11 protein-coding genes are annotated in these 15,433 nt (G+C 71.0%); 9 read left to right on the top strand and 2 right to left on the bottom strand.

The genetic code is table 11. The annotated features are described in order from the left end of the window. From ACTWQJ_RS28695 to ACTWQJ_RS28675, 5 genes are all read left to right on the top strand, one after another. Nucleotides 1-641: zinc ribbon domain-containing protein (locus ACTWQJ_RS28695; protein WP_443309440.1), on the top strand; the 641-nt coding region annotated here is incomplete at its 5' end. 33 nt (nucleotides 642-674) lie between these two features. Next, nucleotides 675-998, top strand: a complete 324-nt coding sequence (locus tag ACTWQJ_RS28690; protein WP_443309439.1) for a hypothetical protein — start codon at nucleotides 675-677, stop codon at nucleotides 996-998. Nucleotides 999-1,229: 231 nt separating this feature from the next. Then, the gene (locus tag ACTWQJ_RS28685) at nucleotides 1,230-2,402 is read left to right on the top strand and encodes an MFS transporter (RefSeq protein WP_443309438.1); all 1,173 of its coding nucleotides are present in this window, start codon (nucleotides 1,230-1,232) and stop codon (nucleotides 2,400-2,402) included. 208 nt (nucleotides 2,403-2,610) lie between these two features. Next, nucleotides 2,611-4,992 carry a phosphoketolase family protein gene (locus ACTWQJ_RS28680; protein ID WP_443309437.1) on the top strand — a complete coding sequence of 794 codons (2,382 nt, stop codon included), beginning with the start codon at nucleotides 2,611-2,613 and terminating at the stop codon, nucleotides 4,990-4,992. 146 nt (nucleotides 4,993-5,138) lie between these two features. Next, the gene (locus ACTWQJ_RS28675; protein WP_443309436.1) at nucleotides 5,139-5,831 is read left to right on the top strand and encodes a response regulator; all 693 of its coding nucleotides are present in this window, start codon (nucleotides 5,139-5,141) and stop codon (nucleotides 5,829-5,831) included. Nucleotides 5,832-5,883: 52 nt separating this feature from the next. Here the strand turns inward: ACTWQJ_RS28675 and ACTWQJ_RS28670 are convergent, their stop codons facing one another. Next, on the bottom strand, nucleotides 5,884-6,348 hold the full coding sequence (locus ACTWQJ_RS28670; protein ID WP_443309435.1) for a Crp/Fnr family transcriptional regulator: 465 nt from the start codon (nucleotides 6,346-6,348) through the stop codon (nucleotides 5,884-5,886). A gap of 341 nt (nucleotides 6,349-6,689) precedes the next feature. Here ACTWQJ_RS28670 and ACTWQJ_RS28665 point away from each other — a divergent pair, with 341 nt between their 5' ends. The 4 genes from ACTWQJ_RS28665 to narI are packed head-to-tail and all read left to right on the top strand — an operon-like array spanning nucleotide 6,690 to nucleotide 13,505. Next, entirely contained in the window at nucleotides 6,690-10,367 is a 3,678-nt protein-coding gene (locus tag ACTWQJ_RS28665) for a nitrate reductase subunit alpha (protein WP_443309441.1), read from the top strand. Nucleotides 10,368-10,369: 2 nt separating this feature from the next. Further along, on the top strand, nucleotides 10,370-12,076 hold the full coding sequence (narH, locus tag ACTWQJ_RS28660) for a nitrate reductase subunit beta (RefSeq protein WP_443309434.1): 1,707 nt from the start codon (nucleotides 10,370-10,372) through the stop codon (nucleotides 12,074-12,076). Then, entirely contained in the window at nucleotides 12,073-12,732 is a 660-nt protein-coding gene (gene narJ, locus ACTWQJ_RS28655; protein ID WP_443309433.1) for a nitrate reductase molybdenum cofactor assembly chaperone, read from the top strand. The genes narH and narJ overlap by 4 nt, the downstream gene beginning before the upstream one ends. Next, the gene (gene narI, locus ACTWQJ_RS28650) at nucleotides 12,729-13,505 is read left to right on the top strand and encodes a respiratory nitrate reductase subunit gamma (RefSeq protein ID WP_443309432.1); all 777 of its coding nucleotides are present in this window, start codon (nucleotides 12,729-12,731) and stop codon (nucleotides 13,503-13,505) included. The genes narJ and narI overlap by 4 nt, the downstream gene beginning before the upstream one ends. A gap of 16 nt (nucleotides 13,506-13,521) precedes the next feature. Here the strand turns inward: narI and ACTWQJ_RS28645 are convergent, their stop codons facing one another. Next, a complete protein-coding gene (locus ACTWQJ_RS28645) occupies nucleotides 13,522-15,264 on the bottom strand; it encodes a sensor histidine kinase (RefSeq protein WP_443309431.1) in 1,743 nt (580 codons plus the stop codon). Nucleotides 15,265-15,433 lie beyond the last annotated feature (169 nt).

Below are 15,433 nucleotides of genomic sequence, written 5' to 3'. Positions count from 1 at the left end.
AGGCCGGTATCGCCGTCGTCACCGTCCCGGCCCGGGGCACCTCCCGGCACTGCCCCCGCTGCCTCGTCCCGCTGCGCCACCGCAAGGCCCCCGATCGGCCCACCGCGCCCGGCTGGAAATGGGCCATCTGCCCCAACCCCGAGTGCGGCTGGCAGGGCGACCGCGACGCCGGAGCCTGGCAGCGCATCGCCGCCCGCGGCCTGGCCCACCAGACCAAGACCGTCACCGACCGCGCCACCGGCGCCATGGTCATCCGTTCGGTGGTGGACACGCTCGAAGCCACAGCCGTGGTCGCACCGGCCACCACCGCCACCCGCCGGAAGGACCGGTCCAAGACCGGACCCACCCGGCCACGTTCCACACGCCCCGCGCCCAGGCGACGCAGGGCACCCTCCCCCACCGGCCCCTCGGGTCCAGTGGGAAAGCGTCCGGAGGGACACGCTCACACGGGCCCAAGACGGCTGCCCCGCGCAGCCCACCGGCACCAGGGCGTGACGACGATCAGCACACCCACCACCGGCCGACACCGGCCCCGAGGGGCAGCGCTGGGTGCGGGCTTCCACCTGCACGCCCACGCCACCCCGCCACGATGGGCACACCCCATACCAGGCACTACGCCTTGCATGGGATCGCTAAGCTGATCAGAGACGCTCTGGCGCACAGACCTTGAGTGGATGGCGAGCCGCGCAGTGATACGAGACCTTTACAACGTCCGGGTGCTGCCCGCGGAGGGCGCCACCACACCGCTGACCGACGAGGAAGAGCAGCGCTTCCGGGCTGTGTTGTTCAGCGAACTCGGCAACAAGATCGCCGACCAGGGCTGGGCGCGTTTCCCGGCGTATACGCCGGAAGACCGCCGTCGGCTGGTCGACGTCGCGCACCGCCTCACCACCTACTGGGGTCAGCAGGTGTTCGTCGAGGCCGAGGACCAGTGCAGTCTCAGGCTCTGCCTCGCCGGATACGAAGCGCAGGCGAAGACGTTGTCGCCGCGTCCCTGAGTCTGCCCTTCCACCGGGTTCCCCGGGCGTGGCCCCACCGATCCGTAGCTCCTGTTTCGACTGAGCCTCGCGGGCAACTTGGATACGGGTGCGTCGGGTGGGACGGCCTGGTCACTGCTGTCCGGTGCCGTGCCACCGCCTGAGGAAGGGACGGACGGCATGCTCGAGTCGGCGAGGAACGACAGGGACACGTCAGGACCGGGCTCGTCGCCGCCCGGCAGAGCCTGGTTGATGCTGGCCCTGGCGACGGTGGGCTTCGCCGTGAACTTCTGGGCATGGGCGCTGCTCAGCCCGCTCGGACCCCGCTTCAAGGACAGCCTCGACCTGACCTCATTCGAGCAGTCGCTGCTGGTCGCGGTGCCGGTGGTGGTCGGGTCGCTGGGCCGGATCCCGGTCGGCGCCCTGACCGACCGGTACGGCGGGCGGGTGATGTTCCCGATCGTGTCGGCCGGGACCATCGTTCCGGTGCTCTACCTGGGGCTGGCCGGCCACTCCTCGCTCGCCGCGCTCCTGATCGGCGGCTTCTTCCTCGGCATCGGCGGCACCGCGTTCGCCGTCGGCGTGCCGCTCGTCAGCGCCTGGTTCCCGCCCGAGCGGCGCGGCCTGGCCATCGGGATCTTCGGCGCAGGCATGGGCGGTACCGCGATCAGCGCGCTGACCACGGTGAAGCTGGTGGACGCGTACGGTATGGCCAGTCCGTTCCTGATCACCGCCGGTGTACTCGCGGTCTACGCGGTGGTGGCCGCGCTGATGCTGCGGGACGCACCCGGCCGTACTGTGCCGGCCGAGCCGCTGGCCCGCCGCCTGGCTGCCACCCTGCGGCTCGGCATCACCTGGCAGGCGTCCGCCCTGTACGCCGTCGCCTTCGGCGGCTACGTGGCCTTCTCCGTGTACCTGCCGACCTACCTGAGGACCGGCTACGGCCTCGCCCAGGCGGACGCGGCGAACCGGATGGCCGGGTTCGTGCTGCTCGCGGTGGCCATGCGGCCGGTGGGCGGCTGGCTGTCGGACCGTATGGGCCCGGTGCGGGTGCTGGGCTGGTCACTGGCCGTGGTGATGGCCGGGGCCGTCATGCAGTCGTTCACCCCGTCCCTGGTGCCGCTGGGCACGCTCGCCTGCCTCGCCATGGCCGGCGCGCTCGGCGCGGGCAGCGGCGCGGTGTTCGCCCTGGTGGCGCTGCTGGCCCCGGCGAGCAAGGTCGGCTCGGTCACCGGCATCGTCGGTGCCGCGGGCGGTCTGGGCGGCTTCGTCCCGCCGCTGGTGATGGGCTCCCTGTACGGCGCCTACGGCTCGTACGCGATCGGCCTGGCCCTGCTCGCGCTGGTCGCGGCAGCGGCCCTCGCCTTCACCGGTACCGGCGTGCGCCACGCCGTCTCCCAGCGCGTGCCCGCGCAGCAGCACTGAGCGGGTGTCGGCACCGTGACGCACACCCTGCTGCACCACTTCCGCCGCCCTGTGGTCGTCGTGGCGACGGGTCAGCGGTGTCCCGGCCCCTTCAGCGGGTGGGTGTGGTCCCATCGGCCCTGTCGGGTACCCGGGGATCCGTCGGAGGGTGGTCTGGTGCGGAACGACATGCACCTGCCGCCGAACCCCGATCCGGAAGGGGACCCAGATGTCCGTCGACACCTCGCAGGCGCCCGCCCACCTCACCGACGACGAGCTGAGGACGCTGGACGCCCACTGGCGTGCCGCGAACTACCTGTCCGTCGGCCAGATCTACCTCATGGCCAACCCGCTGCTGACCGAGCCGTTGCGGCCCGAGCACGTCAAACCACGGCTGCTGGGCCACTGGGGCACGTCCCCCGGCCTCAACCTCGTGTACACCCACCTCAACCGCGTCATCCGGGCCCGCGACCTGAATGCCCTGTGCATCTGGGGGCCCGGCCACGGCGGCCCCGCAGTGGTCGCGGGTTCCTGGTTGGAAGGCTCGTACACCCGGACCTACCCCGATGTCACCCGGGACGCGGCCGGCATGGCGCGGCTGTTCAGGCAGTTCTCGTTCCCGGGCGGGGTACCCAGCCATGTCGCGCCGGAGACGCCCGGCTCGATCCACGAGGGCGGTGAGCTGGGCTATTCGCTCTCCCACGCTTACGGGGCCGCACTGGACGCCCCCGACCTGGTCGTCGCCTGCGTCATCGGCGACGGCGAGGCGGAGACGGGCCCCCTGGCCGCCTCCTGGCACTCCAACAAGTTCCTCGACCCGGTCCACGACGGTGCCGTCCTGCCGATCCTCCACCTCAACGGCTACAAGATCGCCAACCCGACCGTGCTGGCCCGGCTCCCCGAGGCCGAACTCGACGCCCTGCTCGAAGGGTATGGCCACGACCCGATCCACGTGACGGGCGACGACCCGGCCGCCGTACACCAGGCGATGGCGCACGCCATGGACACCGCCCTGGACCGCATCGCCGCGATCCAACACGCCGCCCGCGAGCAGGGCGCGGCCGAGCGCCCCCGGTGGCCGGTCATCGTGCTGCGCACCCCCAAGGGCTGGACAGGACCGGCTGAGGTCGACGGCCTGCCGGTGGAAGGCACGTGGCGCTCCCACCAGGTCCCGTTGTCTGCCGTACGGGACAATCACCAGCACCTACGGCAGCTGGAGGACTGGCTGCGCTCCTACCGCCCGGAGGAGTTGTTCGACGAGCAGGGCCGTCCCCGCCCGGAGGTTCTGGCCTGCATCCCCGAGGGCGCCCGCAGGCTCGGCGCCACCCCGCACGCCAACGGCGGCCTGCTGCTGCGCGAACTCCCGCTTCCGCCACTGGAGTCGTACGCGGTCGACGTCGACAAGCCCGGCGCCACGATGCATGAGCCGACCCGCGTGCTGGGCGACTTCCTGGAACACGTCATGAGGGCGACCGCCGAACGACGCGACTTCCGCCTGGTCGGCCCTGACGAGACCGCCTCCAACCGCCTCCAGGCGGTCTACGCCGCCAGCGGCAAGGCCTGGCAGGCCGGCACCCTCGACGTCGACGAGCACCTCGACCGGCACGGCCGGGTGATGGAGATCCTCTCCGAGCACACCTGTCAGGGCTGGCTGGAGGGCTACCTCCTCACCGGACGGCACGGCCTGTTCTCCTGCTACGAGGCCTTCGTCCACATCGTCGACTCGATGGTCAACCAGCACATCAAGTGGCTGCGCGTCACCCGCCGCCTGCCCTGGCGCGCCCCGATCGCCTCCCTCAACTACCTGTTGACGTCGCATGTGTGGCGCCAGGACCACAACGGCTTCTCCCATCAGGACCCCGGCTTCGTCGACCACATCATGAACAAGAGCCCGGAGGCCGTACGGGTCTACCTGCCACCGGACGCCAACACCCTGCTCTCGGTGGCGGACCACGCCCTGCGCAGCCGCGACTACGTCAACGTGATCGTCGCCGGGAAACAGCCCTGCTTCGACTGGCTCTCCATGGAGCAGGCCCGCGTCCACTGCGCGCGCGGCGCCGGGATCTGGGAGTGGGCCGGGACGGAGAACGGCGGCGAACCGGACGTGGTACTGGCCTGCGCCGGCGACGTCCCCACCCAGGAGGTGCTGGCCGCCGCGCAGTTGCTGCGCCGCCACCTCCCGGAGCTGTCGGTGCGCGTGGTCAACGTGGTCGACATCGCGCGACTGATGCCGAGCGAGGAACACCCGCACGGCATGACCGAATTCGAGTACAACGGCCTGTTCACCCCCGACAAGCCGGTGATCTTCGCTTACCACGGCTATCCCTGGCTGATCCACCGGCTCGCCTACCGCCGCACCGGACACCGGCATCTGCACGTGCGCGGGTACAAGGAGATCGGCACCACGACCACGCCGTTCGACATGGTCGTCCGCAACGACCTCGACCGCTACCGCCTGGTCATGGACGTCATCGACCGCGTTCCCGGCCTCGCGGTGCGCGCCGCGGCCGTACGGCAGCGGATGGAGGACGTGCGGCTGCGCCACCACGACTGGATCCGCGAACACGGCACCGACCTGCCGGAAGTCGCCGACTGGACCTGGAACGGCTGACCGGCGCGGTGAGGCGGGTTCGAAGGGCAGGGCCGATCGGCCCTGCCCCTTCGGCCCTGAGACGAGCAGGATCTGGAGGAGAAGTCGGGCTCGCCCACGACCGGGCACCGGCAAGGAACGCCACACACGGACATGAGGAGTAACTGATGGCGGACAGTGAGCAGTCCGGCCCCGGCAGCCCGATCCGGGTCTTCCTGCTGGACGACCACGAAGTGGTACGGCGGGGAGTGCGCGACCTGCTCGACGACGAGCCGGACATCTCGGTGGTCGGCGAGGCCGGCACGGTCGAGCAGGCACTGGTGCGTGTCCCGGCGTTGCGCCCGGACGTGGCGGTGCTCGATATCCGGCTGCCGGACGGCGACGGTGTGACCGTGTGCCGGGAGCTGCGCTCGCGGATGCCCGAGCTGGCCTGCCTGATGCTGACCTCGTTCGACGACGAGGAGGCCCTGCTGGACTCGATCATGGCGGGCGCGTCCGGGTACGTCCTCAAACAGATCCGGGGCTCCGACCTGGTGTCGGCCGTACGCACCGTGGCACGTGGCCAGTCGCTGCTCGACCCGAGCGCCACGACCAGGCTGATGGCCAGGCTCCGCGGAGGGCAGCAGCCGGAGCCGGAGCCGGACGGGCTGCCGGGCCTGACCGACCGGGAGCGGGAGATTCTGGCGCTGATCGGCGAGGGCCTGACCAACCGCCAGATCGGGCAGCGACTGTACCTGGCCGAGAAGACCGTGAAGAACCACATCTCCCGCCTGCTGGCGAAGCTCGGTGTCGAGCGGCGCATCCAGGCCGCGATGATCGCCGGTCAGGCCCGGGACCGGCTGAGGCAGCAAGGGCACTGAGCCGGCATCCGCATCCAGGGGCGTGCCGGCCGCTGACTCGGGCCCGGGTGGATCAGACGACGCTGCCGCTGCCGTACGGGGCGTACAGGTCGAGCAGGCGGGTACGGGTCGAGTGCAGCCGGTGGGCGAGGATGTCGCCCACCCACCGAGTGACGGACAGACCGAACCCGGGGTCGTCCTGGCACATCGTGCGCACCGCCGTGGCGTCGAACTCGTACGCCCGGACCGGTGAGGTCGCCTCCGCGCCCAGATGCCAGACGTGCGGGGCGAACAACCATGACCAGCCGATGAGTTCGTTGTGGCCGAGGGTCTCGATGACAGCGGCCCGGCGGCCGGGGACATGCAGGTCGAGAGCGACCGTGCCGGTGCGGATGATCCAGAACCGGTCTGCCCGGCCACCCTCCTCGAACAGGCGGGCGCCCTGGGGGAACATCACTTCCCGTGGGATCCGCATCAGCCGCTGCCGGTGCTCGGCGGGCAGGGCGCGCAGGATGCTGAGGGTGGTGGGAGCGGTCATGACCTGCCTCCGGTGAGGGTCTGGGGACCTGCCGCTTCCAGCGTGCAGGCACGGTGCGGCCCGTGCCCATGGGCCATCCGGCCCTGGTCAGGGGCCACTCGGGCCAGGCGGAGGTTGCGTACTGCAGGCCGCCTGCTGCGGGGTGGGCGGCCGTTCGGCGCAACAAAAAGCATGGGGTGTCGGGTGCGGATGTCAGAGTTTGAGGCAGGCGAGGAGTGGCGCTCCCCGGTGGGACCGAACCGAGCATCCAGATGGGCGACGAGGCCCGAGGAAGGGGCGGAGCGGTGGCCGCACAGACCGAGCCGACATCGGGCAGGCAACACGGGAAGCGGCAGGCGGCGCTGGACGGCGAGGTGGCCGAGGCGCTGGTGCGCTCACGCCGGTTCTTCACCCGCGCGGAGGTCTCGGAGGATCTGCGCTCGCTGCACAGGACCGGTGGCCGTCAGGCGGACGAGTTCTACCGGGACCGCTGGTCGCACGACAAGGTGGTGCGCTCCACGCACGGCGTGAACTGCACCGGTTCGTGCTCGTGGAAGGTGTACGTCAAGGACGGCATCATCACCTGGGAGGCACAGCAGACGGACTACCCGTCGGTGGGCCCGGACCGCCCGGAGTACGAGCCGCGCGGCTGCCCGCGTGGGGCGGCGTTCTCCTGGTACACGTACTCGCCCACCCGAGTGCGCTACCCGTATGTGCGGGGCGTGCTGCTGCAGATGTACCGGGAGGCCAAGGCGCGGCTGGGTGATCCGGTGGCGGCCTGGGCGGACATCGTGTCCGACCCGGAGCGCGCCCGCCGCTACAAGGCGGTCCGGGGCAAGGGTGGCCTGGTGCGGGCGAGCTGGGACGAGGCGGTGGAGCTGGTCGCCGCCGCGCACGTCCACACGATCAAGGAGTACGGTCCGGACCGGCTGGCCGGGTTCTCCCCGATCCCGGCGATGTCGATGGTCTCGCACGCCGCAGGGGCCCGCTTCTACTCCCTGCTCGGTGGGGTGATGCTCTCCTTCTACGACTGGTACGCCGACCTGCCGGTGGCCTCGCCGCAGATGTTCGGCGACCAGACCGACGTGCCCGAGTCCGGGGACTGGTGGGATGCCGGGTATCTGATCATGTGGGGCTCCAATCTGCCGGTGACCCGCACCCCGGACGCCCACTGGATGGCCGAGGCGCGCTATCGGGGCCAGAAGGTGGTGGCGGTCTCCCCGGACTACGCGGACAACGTGAAGTTCGCCGACGAGTGGCTCGCGGCCCAGCCCGGCACCGACGGGGCGCTGGCGATGGCCATGGGGCATGTGATCCTCAAGGAGTTCTTCGTCGACCGCACCACCCCGTACTTCCAGGACTACGTCAAGCGGTACACCGACCTTCCGTTCCTGGTCACGCTGGACGAGCGCGAACCCGGGACGTACGTGCCGGGCAAGTTCCTGACCGCCGCCGACCTCGGCGGGGCGGAGGCGGAGGCCGAGCACGCGGAGTTCCGCACCGTCCTGCTCGATGCGGCGAACGGGCGGCCGACGGTGCCGAACGGCACGCTCGGCGACCGCTACGGCGAGAGCGGCGCCGGGAAGTGGAACCTGGACCTCGGCGGCATCGAGCCGTTGCTGTCCGCGGCGGGCGGGGACGAGGCCCCGGTCGTGGTGGAGCTGCCGCGCTTCGACGCCCCCGACGGCAGCGCGGGGCGCCTGCCGCGCGGGGTGCCGGTGCGGCGGATCGCCGGGCGGCTGGTGACCACGGTGTACGACCTGCTGCTGGCCCAGTACGGGGTGGCGCGCGCGGGGCTGCCCGGCCGGTGGCCGGCCTCGTACGACGACGCGGACGAGCCCTGCACGCCGGCCTGGCAGGCGGCCGTCACGGGCGTCGACGCGGAGCGGGCGGCACGCATCGCGCGGGAGTTCGCCGCCAACGCGGAGGAGTCCCGCGGCCGTTCGATGATCATCATGGGGGCGGGGACGAACCACTGGTTCCACTCCGACACCATCTACCGGGCGTTCCTGACCCTGACCACGCTGACCGGCTGCCAGGGCGTCAACGGCGGCGGGTGGGCGCACTACGTCGGTCAGGAGAAGGTCCGTCCGATCACCGGCTACCAGGCGCTCGCGACGGCGGCCGACTGGAACCGACCGGCCCGCCTGATGATCCAGACGGCGTACTGGTACCTGCACAGCGACCAGTTCCGCTACGACCCGTTCTCCGCCGACACTCTGGCGGCGGCCGGGGCGGGCGGTCCGTTCGCGGGAAAGGCCACCGCGGATGTGATCGCCGCGTCGGCGCGGATGGGCTGGATGCCCTCGTACCCGACGTTCGACCGCAACCCGCTCGACCTGGCCGACGAAGCGGCGCGGGCGGGGCGCGACGTGGGCGAGCACGTGGTGGGGGAGCTGAAGGCGGGCAGGCTGCGGTTCGCGGTCGAGGACCCGGACGCGCCCGAGAACTTCCCGCGGGTGCTGACCGTGTGGCGGGCCAATCTGCTGGGCTCGTCGGCGAAGGGGAACGAGTACTTCCTCAAGCACCTGCTGGGGACCGACTCCTCTCTGCGCGCCGCCGAGGCACCGCCCGACGCGCGCCCCCGTGATGTGGTGTGGCGGGAGGAGGCCCCGGCCGGCAAGCTCGACCTGCTGCTGACGCTGGACTTCCGGATGACCAGCACCACGGTCTTCTCCGACGTCGTCCTGCCGGCCGCCACCTGGTACGAGAAGCACGACCTGTCCAGCACGGACATGCACCCGTTCGTGCACGCCTTCAACCCGGCGATCGCCCCGCCCTGGCAGACCCGCACCGACTTCGACGCCTTCCACACCCTCGCGCGCGAGTTCAGCCGCCAGGCCGCCGGCCATCTCGCCGTACGCAAGGACGTCGTGGCCGCGCCGCTGCTGCACGACACGGTGGACGAACTGGCCACTCCGCACGGCAGAGTGCGGGACTGGCAGGCGGGTGAGTGCGAGCCCGTACCCGGCCGCACCATGCCGAAGCTGATCACCGTCGAACGTGACTACGGCGCCGTGGCCGAGAAGATGGCCGCGCTCGGCCCGCTGCTGGACACCCTCGGCGCCACCACCAAGGGCGTCACCTTCAAGCTCGACCGGGAGCTGGAGTACCTGCGGCACAAGAACGGCACCGTGCGCGGGGGAGTGGCCGACGGCCGCCCCTCCATCGCCCGGGACGTGCACGCCTGCGAAGCGATCCTCGCCCTGTCCGGCACCACCAACGGCCACCTCGCCACCCAGGGCTTCCACACCCTGGAGGCCCGCACGGGCACCCGGCTGGCCGACCTGGCGGCCGAACACGAGGGCAAGCAGATCACGTTCGCCGACACCCAGGCCGCTCCCGTCCCGGTCATCACCTCACCGGAGTGGTCGGGTTCGGAGACCGGCGGGCGCCGCTACTCGCCGTTCACGGTCAACGTCGAGCGCCTCAAGCCCTGGCACACCCTCACCGGCCGCCAGCACTTCTACCTCGACCACGACTGGATCACCGCACTCGGCGAGCAACTCCCCATCTACCGCCCACCGTTGAACATGGACGCCCTGTTCGGCGAGCCCCGTCTGGGGGACGTCGGTGAACTGGGCGTGACGGTCCGCTACCTGACCCCGCACAACAAGTGGTCCATCCACTCCGAGTACCAGGACAACCTGTTCATGCTGTCCCTCTCGCGGGGCGGGCCGACGATCTGGATGAGCACGCAGGACGCGGCCAAGGTCGGAGTGAAGGACAACGACTGGGTCGAGGCCGTCAACCGCAACGGCGTCGTCGCCGCCCGCGCGATCGTCTCGCACCGCATGCCCGAGGGCACCGTCTACATGCACCACGCCCAGGACCGGCTCATCGACGTGCCCCGCACCGAGACTTCCGGCCGGCGTGGCGGCATCCACAACTCCCTGACCCGACTGCTGATCAAGCCCAGCCATCTGATCGGCGGCTACGGCCAGCTGTCGTACGCCTTCAACTACCTCGGCCCGACCGGAAACCAGCGCGACGAGGTCACCGTCATCCGCCGACGAGTCAACCAGGAGGTGGAGTACTGATCATGCGTGTCATGGCCCAGATGGCGATGGTGATGAACCTCGACAAGTGCATCGGCTGCCACACCTGCTCGGTCACCTGCAAACAGGCGTGGACCAACCGCACCGGCGTCGAGTACGTGTGGTTCAACAACGTCGAGACCCGCCCCGGCCAGGGCTACCCCCGCCGCTACGAGGACCAGGACACCTGGGAGGGCGGCTGGAAACTGAACAAGCGGGGCCGGCTGACGCTGAAGGCGGGCGGCCGCTTCAAGAAGCTGATCGGCATCTTCGCCAACCCCAGACTCCCCTCCCTCGACGACTACTACGAACCCTGGACCTACGACTACGAGACCCTCACCAACGCCCCGCTGCAGGAGCACACCCCGGTCGCCCGCCCCAAGTCCCTGATCTCCGGCAAGGACATGAAGATCTCCTGGTCGGCGAACTGGGACGACAGCCTCGGCGGCTCCGCCGCGACCGGAGAGCAGGACGTGCTGCTGCGGGAGGTCTCGGACAGGATCAAGCTGGAGTTCGAGCAGACCTTCATGTTCTTCCTGCCGCGGATCTGCGAGCACTGCCTCAATCCCTCGTGCGCGGCGTCCTGCCCGTCCGGCGCGATCTACAAGCGGGAAGAGGACGGCATCGTCCTGGTCGACCAGGACCGCTGCCGGGGCTGGCGGATGTGCGTCACCGGCTGCCCGTACAAGAAGGTGTACTTCAACCACCGCACCGGCAAGGCCGAGAAGTGCACCTTCTGCTTCCCCCGCGTGGAGGTCGGCCTGCCCACCGTCTGCTCCGAGACCTGCGTCGGCCGCCTGCGCTACATCGGCCTCGTCCTCTACGACGCCGACCGCGTCCTCGAGGCCGCCTCCACCCCCGACGACACGGGCCTGTACGAGGCCCAGCGGGAAGTCTTCCTCGACCCGCACGACCCGCAGGTGATCGCCGAGGCGGAGAAGGCCGGCATCCCCCGGGACTGGATCGAGGCCGCTCAGCGCTCCCCGATCCACGCCCTGATCAACACCTACAAGGTGGCGCTTCCGCTGCACCCGGAGTACCGCACCCTGCCCATGGTCTGGTACATCCCGCCGCTGTCCCCGGTCGTCGACGCCGTACGCGACACCGGCCACGACGCCGAGAGCCACCACAACCTGTTCGCCGCCGTCGACGCCCTGCGCATCCCCGTCGACTACCTCGCCCAGCTGTTCACGGCCGGGGACCCGGCGCCGGTCGACGCCGTGCTGCGCCGCCTGGCAGCGATGCGCTCCTACATGCGCGACATCAACCTCGGCCGCGAACCGAACGACACCGTCCCCAAGTCCGTCGGCATGAGCGGCGAGCAGATCTACGACATGTACCGGCTGCTGGCCCTGGCCAAGTACGACGAGCGGTACGTCATCCCGCCCGCCCACGCCGAACAGGCCCACAAGCTGGAGGAGTTGGCCACCGAGTGCAGCCTGGACTACGAGGGCGGCCCCGGCATGGGCGGCTCCGGCCCCTTCGGTGAGGCATCGGGCGGCGCCGCACCGATCGCGGTGGAGAACTACCGGGCGCTGCACGACCGGCAGACCTCCGACACTCCCGTCGCCCCCACCGACAAGGCCAGCCGCGTCAACCTCCTCAACTGGGACGGCAAGGGCTCCCCACCCGGCCTCTTCCCACCCAAGCCGTCCGACGCCGGTCACGACGCGCACACGGACACCGGCGGGGAGGTGGAGCCGAAACCATGAAACGGACGACACGACGCCCGGCGCGCACCGAGCCCTGGCACCCCTACGCCTGGCAGACCCAGTCCCTCCTGCTGGCCTACCCCGACGACCAGTTCCCGCCCCACCTCGCCCTCACCCGCAAGGTCGCCACTGCACTGCCCGGGGCGGTCGCCGAACCGCTGCTGCGCTTCACCGCGCACGCGGAACGCACACCCGGCGCCGACCTGGCCGCCGCCTACGTCGCGACCTTCGACCACCGCAAACGCTGCTGCCCGTACCTCACCTACTACGCCCACGGCGACACCCGGAAACGCGGCATCGCCCTGCTGCGCCTGAAACAGACCTACGCCGCCTCCGGCCGGCGCCTGACCGACGACGAACTGCCCGACCACCTCGCCGTCGTCCTCGAATTCGCCGCGACCGACCCCGCGGCCGGACACCGCCTGCTCACCGAACACCGCGCCGGCCTCGAACTGCTGCGCCTGGCCCTGCACGACGACAACTCGCCCTGGGCGGCCCTGCTGGACTCCGTCTCCGCCACCCTGCCCGCCCTGGCGGGCGACGAACACGAAGCCGTCGCCCGGCTCGCCGCCGAGGGCCCGCCCGAGGAGCAGGTCGGCCTCGCCCCGTACACGCCCCCGCAGTTGATGCCCGACCCCGCAGGAGGCCCGCGATGACCGTACCCGCGCAGCCCGTCACCCTGGCGGTGGAGTCCGGCACCGGCGGCATCCTGCTCTGGGTCGCCCTGCCGTACCTGTCTCTCGCGGTCTTCGTCCTCGGCCACATCTGGCGCTACCGCTATGACAAGTTCGGCTGGACCACCCGCTCCTCCCAGCTCTACGAGAGCCGCCTGCTGCGCATCGGCAGCCCGCTGTTCCACTTCGGCATCCTCGTCGTGCTGATCGGCCACATCGGCGGCCTGCTCATCCCCAAGAGCTGGACCGAAGCGGTCGGGATGAGCGAGCACACGTACCACGTCTCGGCGGTCGTCCTCGGCACCATCGCCGGCGTGTGCACCCTGGGCGGACTGGCCATCCTCATCTACCGCCGCCGCACCGTCGGCCCCGTCTTCTCCGCCACCACCCGCAACGACAAGGCGATGTACGTCTCGCTCACCGCGACGATCGTCCTCGGCCTGGCCGCGACCGTCGCCGCCAACATCGTGGGCGGCGGCTACGACTACCGGGAGACCATCTCCCCCTGGTTCCGCTCGATCTTCTATCTCCAGCCCGACCCGGACCTGATGACCGGAGCCCCGGTCCTCTTCCAGCTCCACGCCCTCAGCGCGCTGCTGCTGTTCGCGGCCTGGCCCTTCACCCGCCTCGTCCACATGCTCACCGCGCCCGTCGGCTACCTGACCCGCCCCTACATCGTCTACCGCAGCCGCGACACCCGACTCGGCGCCCGACCCCCGCGCCGCGGCTGGGAACGGGCCGGACAGGGGAGGTGACTCAGGCGGCCTGCCGTCAGCGGCCGGCCCGTGAGAGGGGCACGGCCCATTCCACCGTCGTACCACGGGGTTCGTTGGGGGACAGGCTGCAGGTACCGCCGAGTTCGTCGGCGCGCCGGTCGAGGTTGGCCAGGCCGCTGCGGCGGGTGACGGCAGGGTCGATGCCGCGTCCGTTGTCGGACACCCGCAGTCGCAGGGTCGTGCCCGAGACCTCCACGTTCACGTCGACCGCAGTGGCCCGGGCGTGCCGGGCGACGTTGGACAGGGCCTCGCCGAGGACCGCCAGGAGATGGTCGGCGTAGTCGGCGGGAACGTCGGTGTCCAGCAGGCCGGTCATCCGCAGTGCGGGGGTGAAACCGAGCGTTTCGGCGGCCCGCTCGGTGGCCGTCACCAGGCGGGCGCGCAGGCCGCTGTCCCGTCGCTTCTGGTCGTGCTCGCGCAGAGCGTAGATGGTGGAGCGGATGACCTTGATGGTGTCGTCCAGGTCGTCCACGACCCGCTGGATCCGCTCGCTCGCCTGGGGCCGGTCGGCGACCCGCCCGAGCGTGGACTGCAGTGACAGCGCGCCGGCGAAGAGGCGCTGAATGACCAGGTCGTGCAGATCGCGGGCGATCCGGTCGCGGTCGCTGAGGACCAGCATGTGCTCGGCGTCCCGCCGGCGCTCGGCCACCTCCAGGGCGAGGGCCGCCTGGTTGCTGAACCCGTTGATCATGTCGATGACGGCGTCCGGGAACTTCGGGCCGTCCGGTACGCGCGCCACCTGCAGTACGCCGCGGACGTTCTCCCGGGTGCCGAGCGGCACGAAGAACGCCGGCCCCAGTTCGACCAGCGCGGCGCTGCCGCCCTGACCGCGCGGGTCGGTGCTCACCGCCTCGCTGGTGATGGTCTCCCCGGACGCGAGCACCTTCGAGGCCAGTGTCGTGGTCGGCAGCAGCAGCCCGTGGACGTCCTGTGCCCCCGTCCCGCAGGCAGCTTCGATCACGAGCTCCCCGCTGTCGCCGACCGGCACCGCAAGGGTGACCAGGTCGGCGCCCGCCATGTCCCGCACCGTGGCGGTGAACGAATCCAGCGCCGCGGCGGGCGACTCGCCGGACAGCAGGCTGCGGGTCAGTTCGTTGCTCGCCGCCAGCCACCGCTGCCTGCGGCGGGCGTCGTCGTACAGCCGGGCGTTGTCGATCGCCACACCGGCCGCCGCGGCGAGCGTGCGCAGCACCGCCTCGTCGTCGGCGTCGAACTCCGCGCCGCCCTGCTTGTTGGTCAGATACAGATTGCCGAACACCTGCTCACGGACCCGGATCGGGGCGCCCAGGAAGCTGCTCATCGGCGGGTGCCCGGAGGGGAAACCCACGGAAGCCGGGTGTTCGCTCAGATCCGGCAGGCGCAGGGGGGCCGGATCACGGATCAGCAGGCCCAGGATGCCCTCGCCGCGCGGATAGTGCCCGATCCGGGCGATGGCTTCCTCGTCGATGCCGACGGTGATGAACTGCCTGATGGTTCCTTCGTCACCCAGCACCCCGAGCGCCCCGTACTGGGCGTCGACCAGCGTGACCGCGGACTGCACGATCCGGTGCAGCACCACTTCGAGATCGAGATCGCTGCCGATGGAGAGCACGGCGTCGAGCAGCGTGTGCATCCTGTCGCGGGCGGCCCGTACCTCCTGGATCTGCTCCTGCAGGCCCTCGAGCAACGTGTCCAGCCGCAGCTGGGGGTACGCTCCGGCTGCCCCGGCACCGCCCGTGGCGTGCGTCTGCTCGTTCACCACAGCTCCCCTTTGCCGCCCGGCCGGCCTCAGCCTCAGCCTCAGGATGCCCGACGCGGTGTCCGCCCCACGAGGTGCCCCGGACCACCGGTCAGACCGACTCCGCCGGCTGGGCCTGCCGCTTGCGGGCGCGGTATGCCGCGGCCTTGATCTTGTTGCCGCAGGACTC

Source organism: Streptomyces sp. KR55 (assembly GCF_052245645.1).
GTDB lineage: Bacteria > Actinomycetota > Actinomycetes > Streptomycetales > Streptomycetaceae > Streptomyces > Streptomyces flavusporus.
The sequence above is the reverse complement of the archived record's forward strand: the minus strand, read 5'-3'. Positions and strand labels throughout refer to the sequence as shown.